The organism is Clostridium muellerianum, from assembly GCF_012926525.1.
Classification (GTDB): Bacteria; Bacillota; Clostridia; order Clostridiales; family Clostridiaceae; genus Clostridium_AM; species Clostridium_AM muellerianum.
Map to the genome: position 1 here is coordinate 54,727 of NZ_JABBNI010000018.1, position 25,780 is coordinate 80,506.

The window sequence follows — 25,780 nt, forward strand, 5'->3', positions numbered from 1 at the left end:
TTATACTTGTCAAATTGATAGGCGTAATGTTAATAATTTCGGACTTTTTGTGAAGGAAAACATGAATAAATGTAGAATTAATTAAGTAAAATGATTTAGCTGATTGGGGGTAATAACATGGCTAATTTAAATGTAGATCTTCACGGAATAAAATTAAAAAACCCTGTTATGCCAGCATCTGGACCTCAGGTTAGAAATGCTGACTGTATGCTTGAATGTGTAAAGCAAGGGGTGGGGGCATTAGTAACTAAAACTATATCTGAGAAGTTTGTTAGAACTGCTAGACCTTGCATGCAGCAAACAAAAGATGGTGCGTTTTTAAATAGCGAATTGTGGTCTGAACTTTCTGTGGAACAGTGGGTGGAAAAGGGATATTCGAAATGTAAAAGTTATGGAGTTCCTTTTATAGTAAGTTTAGGTTATACTGCAAGCGAAATTGAAAAAGTACTTCCTATCATAACACCTTATGCAGATATCATTGAAATATCAACTCACTATATGGAAAAGGATTTAGAGTCAGTGGTAGATTCCCTAAAAATAGCAAGTAAAAGTGATAAGCCTGTTTATATAAAAATAAGTCCAGGTATAACAAAAATAGGCTGGTATGTTAAAAGGCTTGTAGAAGAAGGAGCGGCAGGATTTGTTGCAATAAATTCTCTAGGACCATGCCTTCATATAGATGTGGAAACGGGGCTTCCATATTTGGGAGGAGAAAAAGGATATGGATGGCTTTCTGGAAAATCTTTAAATCCTATAGCGTTAAGGTATGTATATTCTATAGCTAATTCTGTAAAGGTACCTGTAATAGGTGTAGGTGGTATATCTACAGGAGAAGATGCAGTAGCTATGATTATGGCAGGAGCATCAGCAGTTCAAATTTGTACTGCTGCTATATTAGAAGGAAATGGAGTTTATTCTAGAGTATCTAATGAATTGAATCAGTGGCTTGATGAACATGGTTTTGAAAGTGTAGAAGATATCAGGGGATTAACTGCTAGAAAAATGAAGGAAAGAAAAGTTATAAGAGAGCCTATATTCCCAAAAATCAACAAAGAAAAATGTACTTCTTGTGGTAAATGTGTTAAAAGCTGTGCTTACAATGCTATAACTGTAGGAGATAAAGCATCAGTAAATACAACTAAGTGTTTTGGATGCGGTCTTTGTTTAACTAGATGCCCTGAGACTGCCATAGAAGTTTAAAAATTCATATACTAAAAAATAGACATAGATAGTTTTAAATTATCTATGTCTATTTTTTATATAAATATTTTAAAGAGTCATATGTTTTACATTTACTCCTTCTATATCAGTTAATTCTTCTTCCAAAGAGTTTACTTCATTTGAATCTGAGCAAATATGTAGAAGAATACGTCCAACTTGGGAAGAAGAATCCACTGCAACTTCATGAAGACCCAGTCTTGTTTTTATTATGGAACCGTATCTAGTTAAAACGGTTTGAACCTCTGGGGCATGAAGGTTTCTTGCATCAACTGATAATGCCATAATTGTAGTTTGCATAAAAAATCACTCCTTTTAATGTTCAGTATGTATTATAACCCTGTTTAAAAAAAATAAGCATGTTTTTTTAGAATATAATTAATTGATAAAAAGTTAATATTATAAAATAAAAGGTTTAATACTGAAATTAAATTTCAGTGTTAAACCTTATTTTTATATAAATCCTTATAATCGTTTAATAACAAGTGCTCTTTTAAAAATTATAGAGATCTTCTAATATTAAATTTAAATATTGTTTATTTCCTGTCTTATCTTTTCAATAATAAGTTCTTTATCCATTGAATCTAAATCTTCTATAGAGTTTATAACTGAAATAATTCTATTCCTAATGACACTGAAATTTTGAGGAGTTAATTCAGGAATAAATGTGTCTCCAGGTTTAGCTATATAGGTAGAATATCCCTTTGCCTGAAGTAACTCGTTAAAGCTTTCTTGAGCTTCAGCATCACCATGAACTAAAAGAACTTTTTCAGGTTTAGTTTTAAAAGCTTCTAGCCATTCTATAAGTCCATTTCTGTCTGCATGACCAGATAAACCATGTAAATTATATATTTTAGCATTTACTACTACTTCTTCTCCGAAAAGTTTTACTTTTTTTGCACCATCAACTATACTTCTTCCTAAAGTTCCCTCTGCTTGGTATCCTACAAATATTATGGAACTTTCTTTTCTCCATAAATTATGTTTTAAATGATGCTTTATTCTACCAGCTTCACACATGCCGCTGGCAGATATTATAATAGCGCCACTTTGAATTTTATTAAGTTTTGCAGATTCTTCAGGCGATTTAGTAAAAGTTAATCCAGGAAAACTTAAAGGATCACTTCCTTTGGCCAGGATTTGTTGAGCTTCTTTATCATAATATTTATGATATCTAGAAAAAATAGCTGTGGATTCAGAAGCTAAAGGACTATCTACATAAACGGAAACTCCTTTTAAAATATTACTTTCTATATAATTGTTTAAGGTATACAAAACTTCCTGAGTTCTTCCAACTGCAAAGGATGGAATTATTACATTTCCGCCTCTCTTGAAAGTGCTTTTTATAATTTTAGCAAGATCAGTAAGTTCTGATGAAATGGAAGTGTGAAGTCTGTTTCCGTAAGTAGTCTCCATTATTAAATAGTCTGCATAATCAATTAATGTAGGATCTTTTAAAATAGGTACATTTTTATTACCCAAATCACCAGTATAAACTAACTTAATTTGTTTTTTATTATCTTCAATAAGCATTTCTATTATAGCTGAACCCAAAAGGTGACCAGCGTCTCTAAATCTTACTTTAAAGCCATCGAATAATTCTATCCACTGATCATATGGGTATCCGTTAAATAAATATAAAGCTACATGGGCTATCTTTTCAGTATATAAAGGTTCTAATGGAGGAAGGCCTTGACGTGCTCTTTTTCTATTTTTCCATTCAACTTCTGACTCTAGTATATGTCCGCTGTCTGGAAGCATTACACTGCATAAATCCTTAGTGCCTTCTGTACAAATAACATCCCCTTTAAAGCCTTGTTTGTACAGTAAAGGTATTCTACCACTATGATCTATATGGGAGTGAGATAAAATGATATAATCTATATCTTTAGGATTGAAATTAAAGGTTTCATTACCTCTTTCTTTTTCATCCCTTCCTTGGTACATACCACAATCTAGAAGTATGTTTTTATCTTTTACTTTTAAAACATGACTTGAGCCAGTAACACAACCAGCTGCTCCATAAAATTCAATTTTCATTAAAAGTCCCCCCTTGTCTTATGTTGAGAATATTTTAGTTATTATGTCTATTATACATTATAATCAGAAAATTTTAAATATTTTTATTACCATGAAATTAAATATTATGAAAATTTTTAGTATTTTATTAATTTACTGTATGATTTTTGTTAATTAATTATATTTAAAATAATATATACACAAAAATGCAATAAGTGTTTTTGTAAAATAAAGAAGACATAGGATATAAAATTAGTATTATATCAAAAAGTTTTTGGATATATAATATGATATGAATTAGGGTGATTTTTCTAATTTTTTATATCTAAAGATGTTTTAATTATGTCTATAAAGTTTTTTATAATTAAAGCCGTAAATCCCCATATTACATAATCTTTGTATTTATAAAAATATTCTGGAACATTTCCGATTCTAAATTTATAATTTTTGCCATTTCTTATAAGTTCATAAGGAAATGAATTTTCTGGTTTAGGCATTAAAGCTAAATTATATAGTTCAGGAGGATTTTCTATAAAAAATTCTATAGGAACTTCAAAAATATGATCTACTTCATCCTTATTAGGTTGTATATTACTACGGTTTAAGGTGCCTATAAATGGATACATTATAAAGTTGTAAGGGGTTATAATATAGTCCATTTTTCCTATAAGTTCTAAGTCATCTCTTTTTAAATTAAGTTCTTCCATTGTTTCACGTATGGAACCATCTAGAGGAGATTCATTTTCTTCTAGTTTACCTCCAGGAAGGCATATGTCGCCAGGTTGATGTCTTAAATTAAAAGATCTTACTTCAAAAACTATATTAGTCTTACCTTGAACTTTATGAAGCAGTATCATAACTGCATTTTTTCTATAAATCCCCATTAGTCCTTCTTGCCTATTTTTAAATATTTTTTTTATATTATTTATCATATAATAACCTCCCAACTTTATTTTATCTTGGATTTGACGAGCAACCCATGTAAGTGTTTATACTATGATACTTTAATTTTAAAATCTTTTATAAAGAAATTAAGAACTATCAATAGCTTGCACATTCACTTGCCAAATTGAAGTTCGTATTATATAACTTTACTAATTACCTAAAATATGCTTTATATGAAAATTGTCAAATGTCTTTGTAAGTGATATACTAATGGTTGTTATAACCTAATTATAATACTTTAATGCATAATTTGCATAATGTTATGTATTAATAAGTTTTAAAATAATTAAGAATTGTAATACAAAATTATACAAGTAAATGGAGAGATGAAATTTGAAAAAGAAAAAATTATCTTTAATACTAACACTTATTATCGCTTCTTCTTTAAATTTTAATGTACTAGCCGCAGGAAATTCTGCAGCTAAAGAAACTGAACCACAAATTTATGGTAAAGCAGCTATAACAATAGATATGAAAACAGGAGAAATAATTTATGCTAAGGATGTAGATACAAAAATGTATCCTGCAAGTACTACTAAACTTCTTACTGCATTACTTCTTGCCGAAAATAAAAACAAAAATGATGTTTTAAAATATACACAAAAAGCTAAAGTTCAACCGGCATCTTCCCTTAATACAGATTTACATCCTATAAATGCAGACGAAACTATGACAGCTCAGGATGTTATGGATGGATTACTGCTTTATTCTGGTAATGATATGGCTTATGTAATAGCTGAAGGCGTAGGAAAAGACGATGCTGATTTTATGAACAAAATGAATGAGAAAGTAAAACAGTTAAATTTAAAAAATACTCATTTTGTTACTCCCAATGGATTACATGATCCTAATCACTATACTACTGCTTATGATCTTAGTACAATTGCTAGTACAGCTTTTCAAAATTCATGGGTTAGAGAGTCTATGGGAAAGCAGAAAGCTTCAATAAAAACCTCTAAAGGTACTATTTTTGCTATACAGAATAGAAATAAGCTTCTAGGTAAGGAGGGCTGTATTGGAGGAAAAACAGGTTATACTTCTGATGCAGGAAAATGTCTTGTTACTGTATATGAAAGAGATGGCAGGAAGATTTTAGGCGTAGTGATGAAATCAGTATATGATGCAACAGATATGGCTGTATTTAATGATATGGAAAAAGTAATAAATTGGAGTTATGCATCTAAACCTACTGTGCTTTATAAAGCAGGTGATATAGTTACTACAAAGACTATAAAGTATAAGCCTTTAATAATTGGTCCTGAAAAAACTATAAATGTACCTATATGTGTAAAGGAAGATATAGGATATTATGATAACTATGTAAATAAGAATGAATTAAGTAAAACTATAAATTTATCAAATATTAATACCTCCACTTTAAAAGGAGAAAGCTCTATTGGAAATTTAACAGTTAAAGAAAGAAATTTATCAAATAATTATAAGTTATATTCTACTATTTCTAAGGCAACTTTAGCTAAAAATAATGTACCATATTATGCAGCAGCAGCTGCTGCAGTTCTATGTATAATAGGTATAGTAGCATACTTGGTAAAGAAGCTTATTGATTTGAACAGAAGAAATAAAAGAGGAAAATATATTTAGAGTTTTTATATAAAAGAGGATATGCAAAATGATTTTAAAATGTTTTGCATATCCTCTTTTATATTTTTGTGAAAAATCATTCAAATGATAGATATTATAGATGGTGAATAGATGATATATGGTATGAAATATTAAATGTGGGTATAAATTTAAAAAATTCAGTAAATTCCTTTATTTTAATTAACAAATATTGTATAATGAAAATCAAGGTATATAAATTCTTTGGAAGAGGTGTATGATAATGACTGAATGTCCTTTTTTATCAACTTATGATAATAGTATAGAATGTTTTAAAGAATGTGCTTTGTATAATTATAAAGCTACAGGTGATAGCTGTCCTTTTCAGAATTTGAATGAATATATGATGGGAAAAGTAGATTATAAACACGAACTAGAATCTACGCAAAAAGATTTTATCTTTGCTAGAGAGTCTTACAAAGAAATGCAAAATCAGTATTTGTAAAAGATGGACAGGCTAAAGAAGTAATTATAATTTAAAAATATAAATATAATATGGGAGTGTTATTACAAAGGTTGTTTTAAAATGGTTTTCGCAGGAGCTTTCAAAGTTAAAAAATAAAGGGTTTGGTATTAAAAGTAGTTTACTTTTAATACCAAACCCTTTTTGTAACTTTAACAAAGGTTTTAATATAAATGTTTTAGTTATTTTTATAACGAACTTTTTAAAATAATGTTTTACAAATTATTCTTCATAGGTATTTGAATATTTATGAAGTAAGGTTTGTTTTAAGTCCCATAAGTTCTTTGATAAATCTACATAATAATTATGTGGGTTTTCAAATCTTAAAACTTCAGGCCACATTTTCTCTGTTTCAAGAGCTACTACTTTTTTAATATCAGAAACACTAGGATTTTCATATATAGGAGTTCCTTTATCAAAAATTTTAACCATTAATTCTTTTGCGTAGTAATCTTTAATCTTTTTCTTTTTCCAGGTAAAAACTGGGTCAAATATTTCAATAGGCTCATTTAAATCTAATTTTTCATCACGTAAGGTTATTAAATCTGCAATAGCCTTATTATCTGCTTTATCATAGATTCTATATACTGTTTTAAAACCTGGATTGGTTATTTTTTCTTCATTTTCACTTATCTTTATTTTTGGAATTATATTTCCGTCACAATCTTCTACAGCAGATAGTTTGTATACTCCTCCAAATACGGGTTCAGATCTTGCTGTAATTAAGCGTTCACCAACTCCAAGGGAATCAATATAAGCACCTTGACTTAAAACATCTCTTATAATAAACTCATCAAGAGAATTTGAAATAACTATTTGTACGTCGCTAAAACCAGCTTCATCAAGGATTTTTCTGCATCTTTTTGTAAGATAAGTTATATCTCCACTATCTATTCTTATACCCTTAGGTCTGTGACCATTAGGAATTAAAACTTCATTAAACACTTTTATAGCATTTGGTAATCCAGATTTAAGTACATTATAAGTATCTATTAAAAGTACACAATTATCAGGATACACATCAGCCCAGGCTTTAAAAGCCTCATATTCTGTTGGGAAAAGCTGTATCCAGCTGTGAGCCATAGTTCCTACAGCAGGTATACCAAACATTTCTTCAGCTATAGTACAGGCAGTAGATGAACATCCGCCGATAACAGCAGCTCTTGCACCATAAATAGCACCATCATATCCTTGAGCTCTTCTTGATCCAAACTCCATAACTGGTCTATTTCCAGCAGCTCTACAAATTCTATTAGCTTTTGTAGCTATCAAGGTTTGATGATTTATTGTAAGAAGTATCATAGTTTCTACAAATTGAGCTTGAATGGCAGGCCCTCTTACTGTAACTAAAGGTTCATTTGGAAAAACGGGATTTCCTTCAGGAACAGCCCATACATCACAGGAAAATTTAAAATTTTTCAAGTAATTTAAAAACTCTTCTGAAAATGAATTTTTGCTCCTTAAATATTCAATATCATCTTCAGAAAATTTAAGGTTAGATAGGTATTCTATAACCTGCTGAACACCTGCCATAATACAGTATCCGCCACCATCAGGTACTCTTCTGAAGAACATGTCAAAATAGGCTATTCGATTACCCATATCGCTGTCTAAATAACCGTTTCCCATTGTAAATTCATAAAAATCAACTAACATTGTAAGGTTTCTGCCAGTCCTTATGTTAAAGTTTTTAGTATATTCCATGGTTAAATCTCCTCTATGTGTTTTAATTGAATTAAGAATGTTAACAATTTATAATGTATATACACATTGTAATACTTTACTAAAATTATTACAATAGTATAGAATTAACTTATAATAAGCCATTATGCAAGAAATTATATGTATTTTAATAATGTATTAATATTCATAATTTAAGCATAATAGGTTAAATTACGCAAGGAGAAAAATATTTTTAATATGAATGACTTAGATATATATCAAAAAAAATCAGTTTACACTAAAGATGAAAATGTGTTAATAGTAGCACCACCAGGATCTGGGAAAACTGCAGTAATTGTGAACAGAACAGCATATCTTATAAATGATTTAGGTGTCAATCCTAATAATATGGTGGTCATAACTTTTACTAAAGCAGCTGCTGTAAATATGAAAAAAAGGTATATAAATATGACTGGCAGCAAACATACACCTTTTTTTGGAACTTTTCATGGGCTTTTTTATAAAATACTTATGAGACATGTAAGAAAAGTTAATATAATAGATAGTTCAAAAACTTATAGAATAATAAATGAAGTTTTAATATCTTTCTTAGATTCAGTGGGAGATGAAAAAATTAGAGAGGTAATAAATAATATATCTCTTTTCAAAAATAGTAAGGAAGAATTAGAATATTTTAAGCCAAGTATAGATAAAGATATTTTTGTACAGTGCTTTAGAGTATATGAAGAGTATAAAGAAGAAAATCAACTTATGGATTTTGATGATCTTCAACTAAATGCTAAAAAACTATTTTTAGAAAATCCCAATCTTTTAGCATCATACAGAAGGCTTTTTAAGTATTTACTGGTAGATGAATTTCAAGACTGTGATAGTATTCAAATAGAGCTTTTACAGATGCTTGGGCAAAATAATTCTATTTTCGCAGTAGGCGATGAGGATCAGTGTATCTACGGGTTTAGAGGATCAAGACCTGACTGTATGGTTAACTTTAATGAATATTTTAAAGATGGTAAAAAGATATTTTTATGTACTAATTATAGAAGTAATGAAAACATAGTAGATATTTCAAAGAAAATAGTTGCAGGTAATAAAAATAGAAATAATAAAGTCATAGAGTCAAATAAGAAAACAAGAGGTATTATAAATTTTTTTAAATTAAGTGATGAAAAAGAACAGGCATTAAATATATGTAAAACAATAGAAAGTTTATGCGAAGATCAATCTTATAATTTAGAAGACTTTGCAGTATTATATAGAACTAATTTAGAAAATAGAAGTGTTGTAGATGTTATGCTGAAAAGAGAAATACCTTTTAAAATATTGGATAAGCAGTATAACTTTTTTGAGCATTTTATATGCAAAGATTTAATAGCATATTTAAAATTATCACTGGATATTTCTGATAAAGAAAGTTTTGCACGAATAATTAATAAACCTTTTAGGTATATAAGTAAAGTACATATTGAAAAGGTGAAAAAGGATATAAAAAAAGAAAGTTGTTTTAAACTTTTAGTAGAAGAAGAGGATATAGCTATTTTTCAAATTAAGAATTTAGAGAGATTAGAAAAGGATATATTAAAATTAAATAAAATGGGTTTAAGGGATGCTTTAAATGTGATAACAAAGGATTTAGGTTATTATGATTATATTAATGAATACAGCCAAAGGTTGAAAATGGATAGTAGCGAATTAATAGACGTAATAGAGGAATTTAAAATTTCTGCTTCTGATTATAATGGTATAATCCCATTTTTAGCACATATAGAAGATGTAGAGGAAAGACTTAAGAAAAAGTCAAAAGAAGAAAGTGGAGTAATACTTAGCACTATACACGGCGTAAAGGGAATGGAATTTAAAAATGTATTTATTATAAATTGTAATGAAGGTGTAATACCACATATAAATAGCATTCCTAAAAATGTAGAAGAAGAAAGAAGACTTTTTTATGTGGGAGTTACAAGAGCTATAGATAATTTAACTTTATATAGTACTAATACCTTTAAAGGGAAAGCGGCACATATGTCCAGGTTTATTGAAGAATCAGGGGTGTATAAAAGTATTAGGGAAGAAAGTACAGAAAAGTTAAAAGGTAAGTTTAATATAGGAGATGAAATTACACACAAAACCTTTGGTAAAGGAAAGATAATATCCTATGAAGGAAGTTATGTAAATATTAAGTTTAATAATTTTGTGGAAAGAAAATTTGATGCTTATGTGCTTAGTAATAGTGATTTGCTTATAAGGTAGCTTAGGCATACTCAAAAAAAACAAGTCAGTATGTTAGTATATTTTGCGTCAACAGAACCCTTTGATAGAACAACTATCAGCGGAACCTGTTTCCTTGTCAATCACAAAATATACTAACATCTTTGACTTGTTATTTTTTTTCATATCCCTTAAATAATTATGAATAAAGTTAAATTTTTAGAGCAAAATAAAATTTGTGAAACGTATAAAGATTTTAAGGAGGATTTAAATTATGAATGCAACTTTAATGGCACCAAATGCACAGTATCAATCTTGTCTTGACGCTTGCAGTAAATGTATGCAGTTATGTCAGGAATGTTTTAGAATGTGTTTATCAGAACCAGATGTAAAGGCAAGAGAGCATTGTATACTTGATTTAATTGATTGCTCAGAGGTCTGTGCAACAGCTGCATCTGCAATGGCTAGAAGAAGTTTCCACATAGACCATATTTGTAATTTGTGCGCAATAGTTTGTGATGAGTGTGCATCTGAATGTAGTAAATTTAAGGATGAGCATTGCAGAATGTGTGCTGATGCATGTCGTCAATGTGCTGATGAATGCAGAAAAATGAAGAGTATGTAAAAGGTCACCACAATAAAAATGTATTTTTAAATAATCACTAAACTTTAAAAAGTTTACTAGGTAAAATTTAATAACAAAAACAGGCCTCTTTGATTGTTAGAAATTTTATGATAACAAATAACACAAAGAGGTTTTTGTTATATCATTTTATAAAAATACAAAAGTATAATATGCTTCTATATTATATTTCCCCATAATAATTGGATTTTTATTAATTTTATGTTATAATTAAGTTAAAAAAAGTACATATTTAAATGATCTTGTTGGAAAATGTCAAATCTTGAGGATCTTAATTTTTCAAAGTTAGCAATATTAAGTTTTGTAAAAGTAAATTTTCTTAAAAATAGAACTTTATAAATAATCTATATTAATTATAATAACTAGCATAATTAGAAATATTAAAGTCGATCAATTAGTAGCTTTATAGCTATTGCTTAGAAAGGGATTGAATCCACTAAAACCTGATACAAGAAATAATTACATATGATTGTAATTAACTTTTTATGTGAAAAACTTATAAATGTAAACGCTTTAAAACCATACAATTACTTATTTGAATATTATTGGAAATAATTGCCAAATAAAGCACGCGAAAAGATTTAAAAAATAATATTTTGCCGAAATAGGTAGAAATATTAAGTTATTTGTAAAATATACGATACAGATATGAGTACTATAATAAATTGTAAAGGAGGATACTTTATGAAAAGTATTAAATCAAAGATAACATTAGTAATTTCTTTAGTATGTGTTTTAAGCTTATTGTTATCATCTATAGTTACTTATTCCATATCCTATAATTCTATAATGAAAGAGTCTAAAAATGGACTTGAAACTTCTGCAGATAAGTATTCAGAGCTTATTAACGGTTGGCTTGATGGTCAGGGAAAAATACTTAATGAAACTGGTGATGCATTAGAGAATATGGATTCTTTAGATGATGCAAGAATTATGGCATATTTTAAGAAAAAGTTACAAAATAATTCGAATGCTTCAGATATATACATAGCCTTTGCTAATAAAAAAATGCTTGTTGGAAGTGGATGGGTTCCACCAGCAGATATGGATTTTACGCAAAGAGTTTGGTATAAAGAAGCAGTTAAAAAGAATGGATTAATTTATTCTACACCATATATGGATGCTAAAACAAAAGAAATGATGGTAGGTATAGCAAGACCTGTAACTAAAAATGGTGAATTAATTGGAGTTTTAGGTTGTGACATTAAATTAGGAACAATCACAAGCATTCTTGAAAAGGCTAAACCTATAGAAAATAGTTATGCTTTTTTAATTGATAATGAAAATAATTTTTTGATTCATGCTAATAAGGATTTTAAGCCTACAGACAAAGGGACTCAAAATGTTAATAAAGTTATGAATGGACAGTTTTCTAAAATTTTAAGTAACGATATTACTACTTTAAAAGATTATGATGGAAAAGAAAAATATTTTGTAACCTCTAAAGTAAAAGTAAGTAATTGGACAGTAGGATTTTCAGTACCTGTATCTGAAGTAATTAAACCAATGAAAAAATTAGTATTCTCTTTTACTTTAATAACGATTGCAGCGTTATTAGTAGCTGTTGCAGTTTCAGTATACTTTGGTAAAAAAATAGGAGATCCTATAATAACTTTATCAAAAGCTATGAAAAAAATAAGCAATTATGATTTAAGTTATGATAATAGTTGTGAAGATCTATTGTCTTATAAGGATGAAATAGGACAACTTTCTAATTCATTTACTATAATGCAGAAGGAATTGATAGAATTAATTAAAAAAATAATAGATGGTTCTCAGGATATGAGTGCTTCTAGTGAAGAGCTTTCAGCAACTACTGAGGAATTAACATCAAAATTTCACGAAATAAATGAAGCAACTAAAAGTATAGTAGATACTATACAAGAAACAGGTGCTTCTTCAGAAGAAATAACTGCTTCCATAGAAGAAATAAATTCTAATATTATGGAATTAACAGAAAAAGCTGAAGAAGGAAGCAATGTTGCAAATGAATCTAAAGAAAGAGCAGTAGAAGGTAGTAATAAAGGAAAAGCATCTATAGAAGAAACAAGAAGTATTTATGAAGATAAGAAACAACAAATATTGAAGTCAATAGAAGCTGGAAAGATAGTGGAAAATATAAGAAATATGGCGGAGACTATAGCAAGTATAGCAGAGCAGACAAATTTACTTGCGCTTAATGCAGCTATAGAAGCAGCTAGAGCTGGTGAACAAGGTAAAGGCTTTGCTGTGGTAGCAGATGAAGTGAGAAATCTTGCAGAACAATCATCAGAGTCAGTAACGGTTATTCAGAATACTATTGAAAAAGTATATGAAGCATTTAAAGATAGTGCCGATAATAGTAATGATATCTTAAAATTTGTAAATGAAAATGTAGATCCACAGCTTGGAGAATTTAAGAATATGGGAAATCAATACTATAAAGATGCAGAGTTTACTGCACAAATGTCAAAGGAAATAGCTCTTATGTCAGAAAGACTTAATGCTACAATAGATCAAGTAAGCGAATCAGTACAGAGCATGGCTGGAAATGCCCAGAAATCATCTGAAAGTGCAGAAAAAATAAAAACAAGCATTGATGAAACAACAAAAGCTGTAGAGCAAGTAGCGGTGACAGCTCAGGGACAAGCAGAATTTGCTCAAACACTTACTGAAATGATTCAAAAGTTTAAAATTTAAATTTAGCATCCTGCGGAGGAATTAATATGATAAAAATAATTAATGGTAATGATATTGATCTAAATTTAATAGAGATAGAAGATGTTATTAATATTGATTTACTTCAAAAGTTTCAGGACAATTTTGCAGAAAGTATGGAAATTGCAAGTATAACTGTAGATGTTAATGGAAAACCAGTAACTAAGCCAAGTTCTTTTACAGATTTTTGCATGAAGTTTACCCAATCTACTAATGTAGGTAATGACAGGTGTGCTAAGTCGCATAAAAGAGGCGGCGAAGAAGCAGCAAGAATAGGAAAACCACATATTTATACCTGTCATGCAGGATTAGTTGATTTTGCTGCACCTATAATAGTGGAAGGTAGACAAATTGGAACAATTTTAGGTGGACAAATATTAACTTCTAATCCTAACGAATCAAAATGTAAAGAAACTGCAAAGGAAATAGGAGTTAATGAAAACGGATATGTAGAAGCAGCAAATAAAATAAAGGTTACTACTGAAAAGAGTGTAAGAGCAGCAGCAGAAGTACTATATATTATTGCTAATGCATTATCAAAAATAGGATATGAAGAATTAAAAATTAAAAGTATGTCTCAGGTACTTTCGGATAGTTTTAATCAAATATCAGCAACTATGGAAGAGTTATCGGCATCTTCAGTTAATGTTACTAATAATCAACATACTTTAAGTGAAGAAATAGTTAATGTAAAAAATATATCTATGGAAATTAATACAATACTTGATTCAATAAAAAGCATAGCAGATCAAACAAAAATGCTTGGCTTAAATGCATCTATAGAAGCAGCTAGAGCAGGAGAAGTTGGAAGAGGTTTTGGAGTTGTTGCAAAAGAAATAGGAAGTTTGTCCCAAAGTTCCAAGGAAACAGCTCTTAAAATATCAGAACTTACAGGTAAAATACAGAAATCAGTGGATAAAACTATAGAATCTTCTACTGCTACGCTAGAAACTACAGAACAACAGTCTGCTGCAATTGAAGAAGTTACTGCAAATTTGCAACAAGTTACAGAACTTACTGATACATTAAATAAATTAGCTAATTCTCATAAATAAAAATGTTTCTATTATCAGGTTTAATGAAAAATTTTTAAAAATGGAAGTATATTAAATAAGGATAACATTCACATGAAATTCAAAGTTTTATGCGAATGTTATTTTAATATGTTTATTAAAGGAGTGAAAGTATGGAGTGGAAATTAAAGAAATTTGAAGAATTAACCAATGAGGAGCTGTATAAAGTACTACAATTAAGAAATGATGTATTTATAGTTGAACAGCAGTGTCCATATGAAGATTGTGATGGAAGAGATAAAGAGTCATATCACTTATTTCTTGAAGACAAGGATAACATAGTTGCTTATTCTAGAATATTAAAAAAAGGTGTTTCTTATGACGAAGTATCAATTGGAAGAGTAGTTGTAAATAAAAATTATAGGGGAAAATCTATAGCAAGAGAATTGCTTATAAAAGCAATTAAATTTATTGAGGAAACTTTAAAAGAAACAGAAATTAGAATAGGTGCTCAAGCATATTTAATAGGTTTTTATGAAAGTCTTGGATTTAAGGCAGTTTCTAGTGAGTACTTGGAGGATGAAATTCCACATTTAGAAATGCTTTATAAGAAATCTAAATAATTTAAATCGAGGATTTAATATACCATGTATTTATAAAAAATATAAGTAATAGAACTCGGTATTCTAAGATAAATAAGGGACTTTTCAAAATATATATATGCATTTTGAAAAGTCCCTTATTTATAATTCAGCTACAACTAAGAACTTGCTTTTTATGTTTTGTGTGATTGTAACGGAATAAATTGCTTTTTAATATAATAGAAAAAGCACACTAAACATAAGTGATGCAAGGAGATGTTGAAATTGAATGATGATTGCTTGAAAATATTATTTGATAATTGTTTGAATTTAAGGTTGAATGATTTGGGAAATATTATATTAAGTTATAGATCTAGGCAAGAAAGGTTTAAAGAAAGATTTTCGATAATCTTTATGGGGGATACCCATATTAATAAAACCTGTGGAGAAGAAAAAGTAACAAATTTAGAAAAATATTCTCGCTTGTTGAAAAAGGCAATGCAATGTGAAAATGTATTATGCATTATCCATGGGGGAGATGGAACAAACAATGGAACCAAGGAAGGATTAATGAAGTTTGCAAATAAAACTAAAGAAATATTATATAAAGATACTGTAAAGGAAGATTATATTCCTTTTTTTATGAATATCGGAAATCATGAATACACTAATTCTACAGCTAGTGAAATTAACTATATTGAATTAATAGGTAGAACTAACCAAATAATAAGTTTAATTCCTCAAAAGCTAAGTATTATATTGTTAAATACAGGATGCAAATCTGATGGATTTTTTAATAAACACAGTTACTTTAAAAAAGAACTTAATAAAATAGAGGATTATATAAATGAAACAGATGCACATGTAAACTTTCTTATAGATATGCATATTCCACCTAGTATGGGAGAATTAGAGGACAAAGATCATAAAAACAAAACACCACATTCTCTAAATTGTATATTTACCAATAATTTCAATGAGTTTATAGACATATATAGTAGTAAGATAATTGCGATAGTAACTCATCATCTTCACTGTTTTTATCAGAAAAATACTTGTGCACCTGTTGTTAAATATGGTAATATACCTTTTTATTTAACTGCCAATGCTGGCCACTGTACTTTTTGTGAAAACAGGATTTATCCTAGTGAATTTTTAAAGTTCGATTTTCAGTTGAATGGTGATTTAGATAGAGAGTTAAAGATTATTAATGTTAATAGGATAAGATTATAATAGAGAACTTAATGTAAAAAAGTGGTTGCAATATAAATAAAATATTAAAAAGCGTTTGATATCTATGATTTTAATTATCAAGCGCTTTTTGCATATTTACAATTAATCATTGCTAATAACACTTAAGATAAAGTTCACAATGTCTTTTGCAGAATTAGCAGTATTATAGTTTCTTTGGGACTTTTTTATTTTGTTTAAATTTTCTCCATTATTTTTCATCAAATTCTCTATAGTATCTTTCATTTTTTTTATATCTGTACATACTACTGCTAGATTATAGTTTTCGGCAAATTTAGGATTGCCTTCCTCTTGCCCAGGTAAAGCACCAGTAATGACTAAAGGTATATTAGATGCTGTACATTCCATCATAACATTTGGACTGCCACGGGTAATGGCAATGTCAGAAGAAAACATCAACTCCTGTATATTTTCCATAAAACCATAGATTTCAACTTTGTCACCATACTTTTCGCCTAGTGATTTGGTAAGTGCATTTCTAAGTCTTGTATTTCTTCCTGCAATAATTCTAACAATGCAGTTGAAGTTACCAAGAAGAACTTCAGCTATTTTTCTCATATTACCAACACCTTCACCACCGCTCATTATTAAGCATTTTAAAGGTTCATCTGATTTATAACCACTATGTTCTTCGTGATTATAAAACCTTGAACGCACAGGAAAGCCCAAAACTTTAATTTTTTCTTCTGGAATACCATATTCTATGCACTTATCTTTTGCTTCTACAGTAGGACTTATAATATAATCAGCTCTAGTATCTGCCCAAAGAGGATAGATACTCACTAGATCTGCTATTAAAGTAACAAATGGTATTTTAATTTTATTTTGTTCTAATACATTTATAACAGAACCATTAAAGTTAGGATGTACAGATAAAATTAGATCAGGATTAACTTCTTTTATAAGCTTCAGTAAATTATCCCTTATTATTAATTCAATAAATTCATTAACTAATAGAGGCTTTAGGGTAGAAACATTCCATACTAACTCCCATAAACTTTCAGATTTTCTTGTTATGGGACCATAGGATTTACCTATTTTTAAAAGGGTATTACCACCCAGCGAAAATCCATCTACCACATGAATTTTAACATTGTTATTTTGAGAAAAAACTTCACATAAAGATTCTGTTATACTTTTGTGACCATGTCCTGTGTAATCAGAGGAAATAATAAGTATATTTTTAGTCATAATAAATATCATTCCTTTCTTAAATATGTATCCATGAGAACATTTAAAATTGCAAAAAATTTATTCTAGCTCATAATAAATTAAGTAAAAAACTTTTTTATTTAATTATGTTACGTTAAAAATTAATTTTTTATGTAGATTTGGTAGAAACTATACTTTATTAGATAAGTATTTATTCAACTTTCATTTAATATAATGAGCAAGTTGCTATGTAACTGCGAGTAACCGAATAAACGCTAAGCTGTATTCCGGCTGATATATGTTGTGCAGGAACACTCGCTTCATTTAAGAAGTATTAATGCTTGATCTATTAAAAAATAGCTACCTCCTCAAATGTGACGTCCTGTCACTTTCGGAGCTTTTGCCTTCCTGGCAAAAATTACGCTATTTTTCAATATCTCAAGCAAAGAACTTCTAAAATTCCCTCGAATGTTCCTGAACAACATATATCAGTCTTCATACAGATTAACGTTTCTTCTTACTGCAGCGTACATATATACTATTATTTATGTATTTTTAAGTTATCTATCTTTAATTATAACTTAAGGTGTATCTTGTAAAATCAGTAAACAGTATCTATTAGAAAGTTGCTTTGAATATGAGTGAGCTTATGAAAAGGGGTGAAGATTTACGGATAAGAAAAACTTAAAAATGATATATACCATATCGGTCTTTGTAGCATTAGCTGCTTTTGATAACATTATTATAGGATTATTTCCACCGCTATTTTCTTCTATAGCTAAAGATCTAAAGATAAATTTATCTGCACTTGGAGTTGTATCAGCTGTTAATATTTTAGTTACGGCACTTTCATCAGTTTACTGGGGATATCTTTCAGGAAAATTTAAAAGAAAGAAGCTAATTATTATAGGTACTGTTTTTTGGTCAATATCAGTGTTCTTGACCTCTATTAGTAATAATTATATACAACTTTTGATTTTTCAAATTTTTACTGGAATAGGTCTTGGATGTATAGCATCTATTGGATTTAGTGTTTTAACTGATTACATTCCCCACAAAAAGCGTGGTATGATTTTAAGCCTTTGGGGAATGTCACAAGGTTTTGGTGGAATTGCAGGATCCTTAATGGCTTCTCTTACTGCTACTTATGCAGGGTGGAGAGAACCATTTAAAATTGTAAGTATAATAGGTTTTTTATTAATTATTTTATATCTTTTTATAAAAGAGCCTAACTTAGGAGAAGCTGAACCTGAGTTAAAGGAACTTGTTAAAGAGGGATATGAATATAATTACAATATAGAATTTAACCAACTATATGAATTAGCTTTAAAACATAGTAACGTTTTATTATTTTTTCAAGGCTTTTTTATGAATATTACAACTGGAAGTTTGATATGGCTGCCAACGCTGTATATTTCAAAAATTCAGTATCAAGGATATGATAATAAAACTGCAGTAATTGCTTCAGGTTTTCTTTTTGCTTTATTTCAAGTAGGCGGGTTAACATCATCATTTTTTGGTCATCTAGGCGACAGGGCTCAAAGAAAAAGCTATAAAGGAAGGGCTATACTAACTTCATTTTTTGTTTTTATTACTATGCCATTTTATGTATTAATGTTTATAGTACCAATGAATAAGTTATTATTGCCCGGGAATTATAATGCACCTTTAATCTTTTTTAATTTATTAAAACAGATAGCTATAAATCCATGGATAATGACAATGTTTATTTTATCTTTTTTTGCATCATCAGCGCAATCTGCAAATACACCAAATTGGCTTGCATTGATAACAGATGTAAATCTTCCAGAGCATAGAGGAACCTCCTTTAGTACAGCTAATCTTGCTAATAGCTTAGGTAGAACTTTAGGAAATGTTGGAGTTGGAACACTTTTAGCTGCTGTGTCTAGATACTCAGTAGAACCTAATAACTATATAATTACTTTGTCAATATTTCAATTATTTCTCATTCCAGCGGCCTTTTGTTATGTAAAAATGGCTAAAAGTAATGTTAAAGACATTAGTGAAGTTAAAGAAATTCTTTATAAACGATCAAAATCAACATAGCTTTATATCATTTTCAGCATTCTAGTAAACTATTAAACTTTCATATGTTAAAAATAATGCGACGCAACTAAGATATTGAAGTACGGTAGTAGTTTGTATTTTAACTTTTACTACGTGATATATAATAAGTGTTTCATCACTGCTAAATGTTTTTAATTATTCTAAGCTCAAAATTCATGAAAACCTAAGAACTTTGCCAAACTCGGTTCCCTCAAACAAGGCTAAAGTTCTAAGGCTTTCCTTAACTTCTCGCTAAGACTAATAAGAAAACAATTTAGCTAATGTGATGAAACACTTATTATATATCCCTACGTAAAAGTCAAAATTCAAACTAGTTACTTCAGTTATACAAATTTAGGTTTATTGTTATATATAATCTGGCTTAATCAAAATTGTATTTGATTAAAAGTTAATATCGCTAAAGAATTGAGGCGGAGCCTGTTGTTTAATATATTAAATTTATGTAGAAGTTATTTTCTGTTTTATAGAAATATCTCGAAAGAGATTAACAAGTTAGATAGTTTTCTATTAAATGCTTTGTATCTCTTGATGTAAGTAGTAAATATTGTGAAAGCTACGCTTTTTAAATATGGAGTTACAAGCCTTTTGAAATAATGCTATACGCAATGTACTAAGAAGAAACGTTAAGCTGTATGAAGACTGATATATGTTGTGAAGGAACATTCGAGCAAATTTTAGAAGTTCTTTGCTTGAGATATTGAAAAATGTCGTAATTTTTGCCAGGACGGCAAAAGCTCCGAAAGTGACAGGACGTCACATTTGAGGAGGTAGGCATTTTTCAATATCTCAGGCATTAGAACTTCTTAAATGAGGCGAGTGTTCCTTCACAACATATATCAGCCGGAATACAGCTTAACGTTTCTTCGGTTACTTGCGTCGTATTATGCTTTAAATGTAAGGCTTAAATCCATGTTTTCTTTTTAAAGTATCTAATCATTAGTAATGTAATAATTATTACAATAACCCAAAAGAGTCCGTAACCATAAGGCATCTCTAATTCTGGAATGTACTTAAAATTCATACCGTATACTCCAGCTAAAAATGTTATTGGAATAAAAATAGTGGATATTATAGTTAAAACTTTCATAACATCATTTGTTTTGTTGCTTATACTTGAAAGATAAGTATCTAACATACCGGATAACATATCTCTATATACTTCTACAGTATCAATTATTTGTATAATATGATCATATACATCTCTTAAATATACTATAGTGTTTTCAGAAAAACGAGAGTTATCACCTCTTACAAGTATGCTTACAACTTCTCTTAAAGGCCATATAGAATTGCGCAAAAAGAGCATTTCTCTTTTGAGATTGTGTATACTTTTTAAAATTCCCTTTTGAGGATTATTTATTAATGCATCTTCAACAGAATCTATTTTATTGCCGAAGTTTTCAAGTATAACAAAATAACTATCTACAACGGCATCAATTAAGCCGTATAGAAGATAATCAGCCCCGAGTTTTCTTATATTACCATTAGATACCTTAATTCTATTTTTAACATTATCAAATACACCTATATCTCTTTCTTGAAAACTAATAATGCAATTATTAACAAAAACAAAGCTTACCTGTTCAGATTTTATTTTCTTTAAGTTCTTATTATAGGTAAGAACTTTTAATACAATAAATATACAATCATCATAATCGTCAATTTTAGCTCTCTGTCCTGTGTTTAATATATCCTCAAGTAATAGAGGATGAAGATTAAATTCTTTACCTATTCTTTCTATAATGGACACATCCTGAAGACCTTCAATGTTTAACCAATTTATTTTTTTATTATCAATATAGGAGAAGCATTTATCTATATCATTTGTATGAAATGTTTCTTCTGTTTCCTTATCATACTTAATAAATGTTATTTCTGAATTTTCTTTAAACCTGCTGCCGATGTGTACAAGAGTTCCAGGGGCAGAACCTACTTTTTTAGGATTATTAACAATATATCTGCTCATATATTTCACCACCATAATAACTAATCTATAATTTTTATATTACGAGTTTTAGTAACTAATAATAATTTTAACATTAAAAATGAAAACCTCAACTTTTGTAGCAATAAAAGAATTTTTAAATTTTTATTTCCATTGTATGCCAAATAATTTTGTAGTATACTTATTTTGGAAATAATATTGTAGTGGCTTATAATAGTGTCATTTTAAATAGTAATATTTACTTAAAGTGTATAGGAATATTAGAGATTATAGTTATCAGACAACTTTGTTTTTAGGTCGCTTTGTATTAGCGATTTTTTTAATAGAATAAGTTACATTTTTATATTAGGTAAAAGTGAAAGGAATGACTTGTAGTATGATTTGTAATAAGAAAAGTATATTGAGTATTCTTCCATATATAACTGCTTTAATGACTAATTTTATTTTTGGACTAAGTTTTTTATTTTCAAAAAAGGCCTTAGGGGTAACCGATCCTATAACTCTTCTTTCTTTCAGATTTTTAACTGCTTTTCTCGTGATGACACTACTTATAGCTTTAAGAGTAATAAAAGTAAATTATAAGCATAAACCTATAGAATGGCTTATTGGTATTAGTTTTTTTGAACCTGTAATTTATTTTATCTTTGAAACCTATGGGTTGCAAAGAACAGCATCTTCTCTGGCTGGACTCATGATTGCTCTTATACCAGTAGTAGTAACAATTTTAGCGGCATATTTATTGAAAGAAAAGCCAACTCCAAAACAAACTGCAAATATAATATTATCTGTGGCTGGTGTAATTTTAATAGTGGTAATGGGAAGTTCTGACAGTAAGGAAAGTTCTATTTTGGGCATAATATTACTGTTAGGAGCAGTGTTTTCAGCTTCATTTTTCAATATAATATCAAGAAAGATATCAATAAAATTTACTGCTTTTGAAATAACATATTTTATGATGTTTATAGGAGCTATATGTTTTAATGGAATTTCTATTATTAAACTTGCTGTAAATAAAAAATTATCATTTTATTTCGCACCATTAAAAAGTGTAACCTTTATAACTTCAATATTATATCTTGGAATTATATCATCTATAATAGCATATTTTTTAGTGAACTATACTCTTTCCAAAATGGAAGCTTCAAGATGTTCAGTGTTTGCGAACATATCAACTATCGTATCGGTTACAGCTGGGGTAGTTATACTTAATGAAAGTTTTTATTGGTATCATGTTATAGGTGCAATTATGATATTAGTAGGGGTAGGGGGCACAAATTACTATAGAGCAAAATCTGAAGAAAGTGAAGCCACCAATATATAAGTTATACAATTCATTATATATATCTAACTTGAAAATCTTAATTTTGTTATAAAATTAAAATTGAATTTTAGTATGCATTGAAGTAATGTAAGATTTAATTATGATGTTTGCATATCTATAGTAACTTTTGAATTAATAAAAGTTATTTGTATTAGATTAGACAGCTAAAAGCGAATAAGTATACTAAAATTAATTTTAATACTATATTTTATTATTTAAAACAATTAATAAGTTTGACTTAAGCATAATATATGTTATACTATATACATATATGTGTGAATTAATTATAATATTAGGAGGTACAATTTCATGATAGCGTTTAAAACTATGTGGAATGATGTATGTGGAAGTGTTTCAAACAATAAAATTAAAGATGTTGAAATTTTAGAAGAGTTTAAAACTGGATTTGTAGTTAAGGATGAAGAGGATACACATTTTATAACTAAGGACGATTTTGTGGACTTTTGGTGTAACATGCTTTGCTTTAATGAAGTTGAAAAGGATGCTATATTAAAAGAAGAAAAACAAAAATTAAAGTATGTTTATGAAATAGTAAAAACATTACCTTATATAAATGAAAAGGAAGGTATATTAAGGGTAAGTGAATAGCTCATTAAGGCTTTACATGTAATTTTTTTAGTTAAATTTTTAGCATAGTCTGTTATATTTTATTCATTGTATATAAAATAAGAATTAAGTACTTGTTTAACATCATTTTATAATGAGCTTTACCAGAGAAGGTTAAAGCCAGGGTAGCAGTAATTAATTTAGCAGAATAAGTATGGTGAAGCTCAAGAAATGATATTTAATAACTCACGCATTTTAAACAGGAAATATTTTGCATTTCTAATATGATTAAATATATTATCAATTCTAAAGCATTAAGTTATTTGATGCTATCTTATAATTTTCAATAAAAGTTACAAAGTATTCTTTATTTTTAAAATAAGATTACCTAAAGTTATTCCTATAAAAGTTTCTTATTGGTAACATCTGCTACAGAATTCAACTGAGTATTATAGTATACTTAAGGCAGTTAAAAGAGATTACTAATAAAGCTTTTTAATGAGAGTGAGGAATGATTATTATGAATATCAATAATTTTGTAAGACAACATGAAGCAATACATGAAAGCATAAAGGATATAGAAAGTTTAATTGCAAGGAATAATATAGAAAATGATTCTTTTGAAATAGCTAAAAATATTAACGTATTGACAGGTATATTAAAAGTTCATTTGCAGTCAGAGGATAAGTTCCTATATCCCCAATTACTAAAAAGTAACGATATTAAACTTAAAAATACGGCAGAAGAATACATAGATGAAATGGGAGATATAAGTATTGAGTTTGAAAAGTACAAAATTAAATTTAATACTAAAAATAAAATTAATGAGGATGTGGAAAATTTTAAAAGATGCACAGCCGAAATTATAAAAGTGCTTAAAAATAGGCTTGATAAAGAAGATAAATATTTATATCCACTTATAAAACAGTAATAAAAAGAATTCAATTAATTTAAATGAATATATTATTATGAACACTAAGTATATAGTCTAATATGATTATCTGTTTAGTGTTTATTTGTATTATTTAGTAGAAACTAAATATGTTAAAAAGAGAATAAATTTAAAAACATTTTTTTAAAACTTGAATATTCAACCGTTTAATGTAATAATATCTATACAAATGATACTATAAATGGTAGAGGTAATAATATGATATTTTTGGGACATGTAGGAATAACAACTGCGGCTTTTAAATTATATGAGAATGTTGCTTTCAAAGTAAAGGTTAATAACAATGAAAAATATATAGATTATAGGTTAATTGCTATCGGAGCTGTACTTCCAGATATTATAGACAAGCCAATAGGGGCTTACTTTTTTAGAAGTACATTTCATAATAGTAGAATATTTGCTCATTCATTAATATTTTCTGTATTATTAATAATTATAGGAATATATTATTATAAAAGAAGCAGAAATAATAGTTTTACATTACTAGGAGTGAGCAGTTTAATACATCAAATATTTGACAGTATGTGGCTGTATCCAGGTATATGGTTTTGGCCAGCTTATGGACTAAAGTTCCCTACCAGGCCGGAGGGAAATTGGATAGCCAGTAATATTGTAAATTTGCTAACAAATCCTTTTGTGTACGGACCTGAAATATTAGGAGCATTTATTATTGGTTACTATGTTATTAAATTAGTTATTAATAAAAGGGTAAAAGAATTTTTGAAAACTGGCAGGTTATAATTTATTAATGCTAATTGCAACAAAATATATGAAATATGAGTTATATTATACTTTTATACTAATTAGTGATAACATTATAAGTGAAACGAGGTGTAAAAGAATGATATTTTATCATTTTTCAAATGGAAAGTATAGCAAACTTATTCCACAATTAGGAGAAAGAAAGAGCATAGGGAAGAAAGTAACGTTTTTAACTACTAATCCTAATATGTTTTTTGAAAATGACAATGGAGGTAATTTTTTCGAGTATAGATATATTATAAATCTTGATAAGAATGATCCCCATTTACATGCTGATGATAAATTTAATAATATGATGGAGAAGTTTAATAGAAATTTTGGCTCAAAACGTGGAGTATTTAAGTGGTTTTTCTATGATAATCCACTTGATTATATTTGTATATCAAAATGGAATGAGAAACTATGTAAATTTAGTTAACAATAAAATAATTACATGTTAAAAAGGCTTATTAAATTAAGTCTTTTTTATTTAAAACTAAATACATAAATGTAAAGGCTAAATTAATATTATTCTTGTAAGCGTATTATCTCATGTCTTTAAGATAACTTATTACATATACTCTCTATACAATATGATACTATTCTGTAACCAATAGATAAAGTTATACAATATAAATCCAACTAAATAGATTAGTTTACAAATATTTTATAATTA

The 25,780-nt window shown here is 28.3% G+C and carries 21 protein-coding genes; 15 read left to right on the forward strand and 6 right to left on the reverse strand.

The genetic code is table 11. From position 1 onward, the window contains the following. Positions 1-117 precede the first annotated feature (117 nt). Positions 118-1,200 carry a 4Fe-4S binding protein gene (locus tag HBE96_RS10615; protein WP_169297742.1) on the forward strand — a complete coding sequence of 361 codons (1,083 nt, stop codon included), beginning with the start codon at positions 118-120 and terminating at the stop codon, positions 1,198-1,200. A gap of 69 nt (positions 1,201-1,269) precedes the next feature. On the opposite strand, the gene HBE96_RS10620 is transcribed toward HBE96_RS10615, so the two are convergent. The 3 genes from HBE96_RS10620 to HBE96_RS10630 all read right to left on the reverse strand — a co-directional run bounded on the left by HBE96_RS10620 (position 1,270) and on the right by HBE96_RS10630 (position 4,169). Beyond that, on the reverse strand, positions 1,270-1,518 hold the full coding sequence (locus HBE96_RS10620) for a CPF_0552 family protein (RefSeq protein ID WP_169297743.1): 249 nt from the start codon (positions 1,516-1,518) through the stop codon (positions 1,270-1,272). A gap of 225 nt (positions 1,519-1,743) precedes the next feature. Beyond that, positions 1,744-3,258 (reverse strand): MBL fold metallo-hydrolase RNA specificity domain-containing protein, encoded by a 1,515-nt coding sequence (locus HBE96_RS10625; protein ID WP_169297744.1) that lies wholly within the window; start codon positions 3,256-3,258, stop codon positions 1,744-1,746. A gap of 290 nt (positions 3,259-3,548) precedes the next feature. Beyond that, positions 3,549-4,169, reverse strand: a complete 621-nt coding sequence (locus tag HBE96_RS10630; protein ID WP_169297745.1) for an NUDIX hydrolase — start codon at positions 4,167-4,169, stop codon at positions 3,549-3,551. 346 nt (positions 4,170-4,515) lie between these two features. Between HBE96_RS10630 and HBE96_RS10635 the strand changes: the two genes are divergently transcribed. Together HBE96_RS10635 and HBE96_RS10640 are read left to right on the forward strand one after the other, a co-directional pair. Beyond that, complete coding sequence (locus tag HBE96_RS10635; protein ID WP_169297746.1) at positions 4,516-5,784, forward strand: D-alanyl-D-alanine carboxypeptidase family protein; 1,269 nt, start codon at positions 4,516-4,518, stop codon at positions 5,782-5,784. Between the two features lie 235 nt (positions 5,785-6,019). Continuing rightward, entirely contained in the window at positions 6,020-6,247 is a 228-nt protein-coding gene (locus HBE96_RS10640; RefSeq protein WP_243186898.1) for a hypothetical protein, read from the forward strand. 240 nt (positions 6,248-6,487) lie between these two features. Here the strand turns inward: HBE96_RS10640 and HBE96_RS10645 are convergent, their stop codons facing one another. Continuing rightward, positions 6,488-7,969 (reverse strand): nicotinate phosphoribosyltransferase, encoded by a 1,482-nt coding sequence (locus HBE96_RS10645; protein ID WP_169297747.1) that lies wholly within the window; start codon positions 7,967-7,969, stop codon positions 6,488-6,490. A gap of 207 nt (positions 7,970-8,176) precedes the next feature. Between HBE96_RS10645 and HBE96_RS10650 the strand changes: the two genes are divergently transcribed. The 6 genes from HBE96_RS10650 to HBE96_RS10675 all read left to right on the forward strand — a co-directional run bounded on the left by HBE96_RS10650 (position 8,177) and on the right by HBE96_RS10675 (position 16,320). Beyond that, positions 8,177-10,195 (forward strand): ATP-dependent helicase, encoded by a 2,019-nt coding sequence (locus tag HBE96_RS10650; RefSeq protein WP_342590173.1) that lies wholly within the window; start codon positions 8,177-8,179, stop codon positions 10,193-10,195. A gap of 232 nt (positions 10,196-10,427) precedes the next feature. Then, positions 10,428-10,778 (forward strand): four-helix bundle copper-binding protein, encoded by a 351-nt coding sequence (locus HBE96_RS10655; RefSeq protein ID WP_169297749.1) that lies wholly within the window; start codon positions 10,428-10,430, stop codon positions 10,776-10,778. A 702-nt stretch (positions 10,779-11,480) separates the two neighbouring features. Continuing rightward, positions 11,481-13,475: a methyl-accepting chemotaxis protein gene (locus HBE96_RS10660; protein ID WP_169297750.1), complete on the forward strand. Its 1,995-nt coding sequence runs from the start codon at positions 11,481-11,483 to the stop codon at positions 13,473-13,475. A 26-nt stretch (positions 13,476-13,501) separates the two neighbouring features. Then, positions 13,502-14,548 (forward strand): PocR ligand-binding domain-containing protein, encoded by a 1,047-nt coding sequence (locus tag HBE96_RS26670; protein WP_169297751.1) that lies wholly within the window; start codon positions 13,502-13,504, stop codon positions 14,546-14,548. A gap of 131 nt (positions 14,549-14,679) precedes the next feature. Next, positions 14,680-15,129: a GNAT family N-acetyltransferase gene (locus tag HBE96_RS10670; RefSeq protein WP_169297752.1), complete on the forward strand. Its 450-nt coding sequence runs from the start codon at positions 14,680-14,682 to the stop codon at positions 15,127-15,129. 234 nt (positions 15,130-15,363) lie between these two features. Next, positions 15,364-16,320: a metallophosphoesterase gene (locus HBE96_RS10675; RefSeq protein ID WP_243186899.1), complete on the forward strand. Its 957-nt coding sequence runs from the start codon at positions 15,364-15,366 to the stop codon at positions 16,318-16,320. 102 nt (positions 16,321-16,422) lie between these two features. Here the strand turns inward: HBE96_RS10675 and HBE96_RS10680 are convergent, their stop codons facing one another. Next, on the reverse strand, positions 16,423-17,529 hold the full coding sequence (locus HBE96_RS10680) for an MGDG synthase family glycosyltransferase (RefSeq protein ID WP_169297754.1): 1,107 nt from the start codon (positions 17,527-17,529) through the stop codon (positions 16,423-16,425). A gap of 651 nt (positions 17,530-18,180) precedes the next feature. Between HBE96_RS10680 and HBE96_RS10685 the strand changes: the two genes are divergently transcribed. Next, positions 18,181-19,557 (forward strand): MFS transporter, encoded by a 1,377-nt coding sequence (locus HBE96_RS10685; protein ID WP_169297755.1) that lies wholly within the window; start codon positions 18,181-18,183, stop codon positions 19,555-19,557. 922 nt (positions 19,558-20,479) lie between these two features. Here the strand turns inward: HBE96_RS10685 and corA are convergent. Then, on the reverse strand, positions 20,480-21,544 hold the full coding sequence (corA, locus tag HBE96_RS10690; protein WP_169297756.1) for a magnesium/cobalt transporter CorA: 1,065 nt from the start codon (positions 21,542-21,544) through the stop codon (positions 20,480-20,482). Positions 21,545-21,899: 355 nt separating this feature from the next. Between corA and HBE96_RS10695 the strand changes: the two genes are divergently transcribed. The 5 genes from HBE96_RS10695 (at position 21,900) to HBE96_RS10715 (ending at position 25,543) form a co-directional block, all read left to right on the forward strand. Continuing rightward, positions 21,900-22,844, forward strand: a complete 945-nt coding sequence (locus tag HBE96_RS10695; protein ID WP_169297757.1) for a DMT family transporter — start codon at positions 21,900-21,902, stop codon at positions 22,842-22,844. A gap of 309 nt (positions 22,845-23,153) precedes the next feature. After that, a complete protein-coding gene (locus HBE96_RS10700; RefSeq protein ID WP_169297758.1) occupies positions 23,154-23,453 on the forward strand; it encodes a hypothetical protein in 300 nt (99 codons plus the stop codon). Between the two features lie 478 nt (positions 23,454-23,931). Further along, positions 23,932-24,342, forward strand: a complete 411-nt coding sequence (locus HBE96_RS10705; RefSeq protein ID WP_206154896.1) for a hemerythrin domain-containing protein — start codon at positions 23,932-23,934, stop codon at positions 24,340-24,342. A 219-nt stretch (positions 24,343-24,561) separates the two neighbouring features. Continuing rightward, positions 24,562-25,104, forward strand: a complete 543-nt coding sequence (locus HBE96_RS10710) for a metal-dependent hydrolase (RefSeq protein WP_169297759.1) — start codon at positions 24,562-24,564, stop codon at positions 25,102-25,104. Positions 25,105-25,204: 100 nt separating this feature from the next. Further along, entirely contained in the window at positions 25,205-25,543 is a 339-nt protein-coding gene (locus tag HBE96_RS10715; protein WP_169297760.1) for a hypothetical protein, read from the forward strand. The last annotated feature ends 237 nt before the right edge of the window (positions 25,544-25,780 follow it).

Bases quoted from the DNA above. Each gene is read 5' to 3' on its own strand.
- corA (WP_169297756.1), bottom strand. From the start codon at position 21,544: ATGAGCAGATATATTGTTAATAATCCTAAAAAAGTAGGTTCTGCCCCT.
- HBE96_RS10660 (WP_169297750.1), top strand. From the start codon at position 11,481: ATGAAAAGTATTAAATCAAAGATAACATTAGTAATTTCTTTAGTATGT.
- HBE96_RS10645 (WP_169297747.1), bottom strand. From the start codon at position 7,969: ATGGAATATACTAAAAACTTTAACATAAGGACTGGCAGAAACCTTACA.
- HBE96_RS10655 (WP_169297749.1), top strand. From the start codon at position 10,428: ATGAATGCAACTTTAATGGCACCAAATGCACAGTATCAATCTTGTCTT.
- HBE96_RS10685 (WP_169297755.1), top strand. From the start codon at position 18,181: ATGATATATACCATATCGGTCTTTGTAGCATTAGCTGCTTTTGATAAC.
- HBE96_RS10615 (WP_169297742.1), top strand. From the start codon at position 118: ATGGCTAATTTAAATGTAGATCTTCACGGAATAAAATTAAAAAACCCT.
- HBE96_RS10700 (WP_169297758.1), top strand. From the start codon at position 23,154: ATGATAGCGTTTAAAACTATGTGGAATGATGTATGTGGAAGTGTTTCA.
- HBE96_RS10670 (WP_169297752.1), top strand. From the start codon at position 14,680: ATGGAGTGGAAATTAAAGAAATTTGAAGAATTAACCAATGAGGAGCTG.
- HBE96_RS10675 (WP_243186899.1), top strand. From the start codon at position 15,364: ATGTTGAAATTGAATGATGATTGCTTGAAAATATTATTTGATAATTGT.
- HBE96_RS10695 (WP_169297757.1), top strand. From the start codon at position 21,900: ATGATTTGTAATAAGAAAAGTATATTGAGTATTCTTCCATATATAACT.
- HBE96_RS10630 (WP_169297745.1), bottom strand. From the start codon at position 4,169: ATGATAAATAATATAAAAAAAATATTTAAAAATAGGCAAGAAGGACTA.
- HBE96_RS10705 (WP_206154896.1), top strand. From the start codon at position 23,932: ATGAATATCAATAATTTTGTAAGACAACATGAAGCAATACATGAAAGC.
- HBE96_RS10625 (WP_169297744.1), bottom strand. From the start codon at position 3,258: ATGAAAATTGAATTTTATGGAGCAGCTGGTTGTGTTACTGGCTCAAGT.
- HBE96_RS10620 (WP_169297743.1), bottom strand. From the start codon at position 1,518: ATGCAAACTACAATTATGGCATTATCAGTTGATGCAAGAAACCTTCAT.
- HBE96_RS10710 (WP_169297759.1), top strand. From the start codon at position 24,562: ATGATATTTTTGGGACATGTAGGAATAACAACTGCGGCTTTTAAATTA.
- HBE96_RS10680 (WP_169297754.1), bottom strand. From the start codon at position 17,529: ATGACTAAAAATATACTTATTATTTCCTCTGATTACACAGGACATGGT.
- HBE96_RS10640 (WP_243186898.1), top strand. From the start codon at position 6,020: ATGATAATGACTGAATGTCCTTTTTTATCAACTTATGATAATAGTATA.
- HBE96_RS26670 (WP_169297751.1), top strand. From the start codon at position 13,502: ATGATAAAAATAATTAATGGTAATGATATTGATCTAAATTTAATAGAG.
- HBE96_RS10715 (WP_169297760.1), top strand. From the start codon at position 25,205: ATGATATTTTATCATTTTTCAAATGGAAAGTATAGCAAACTTATTCCA.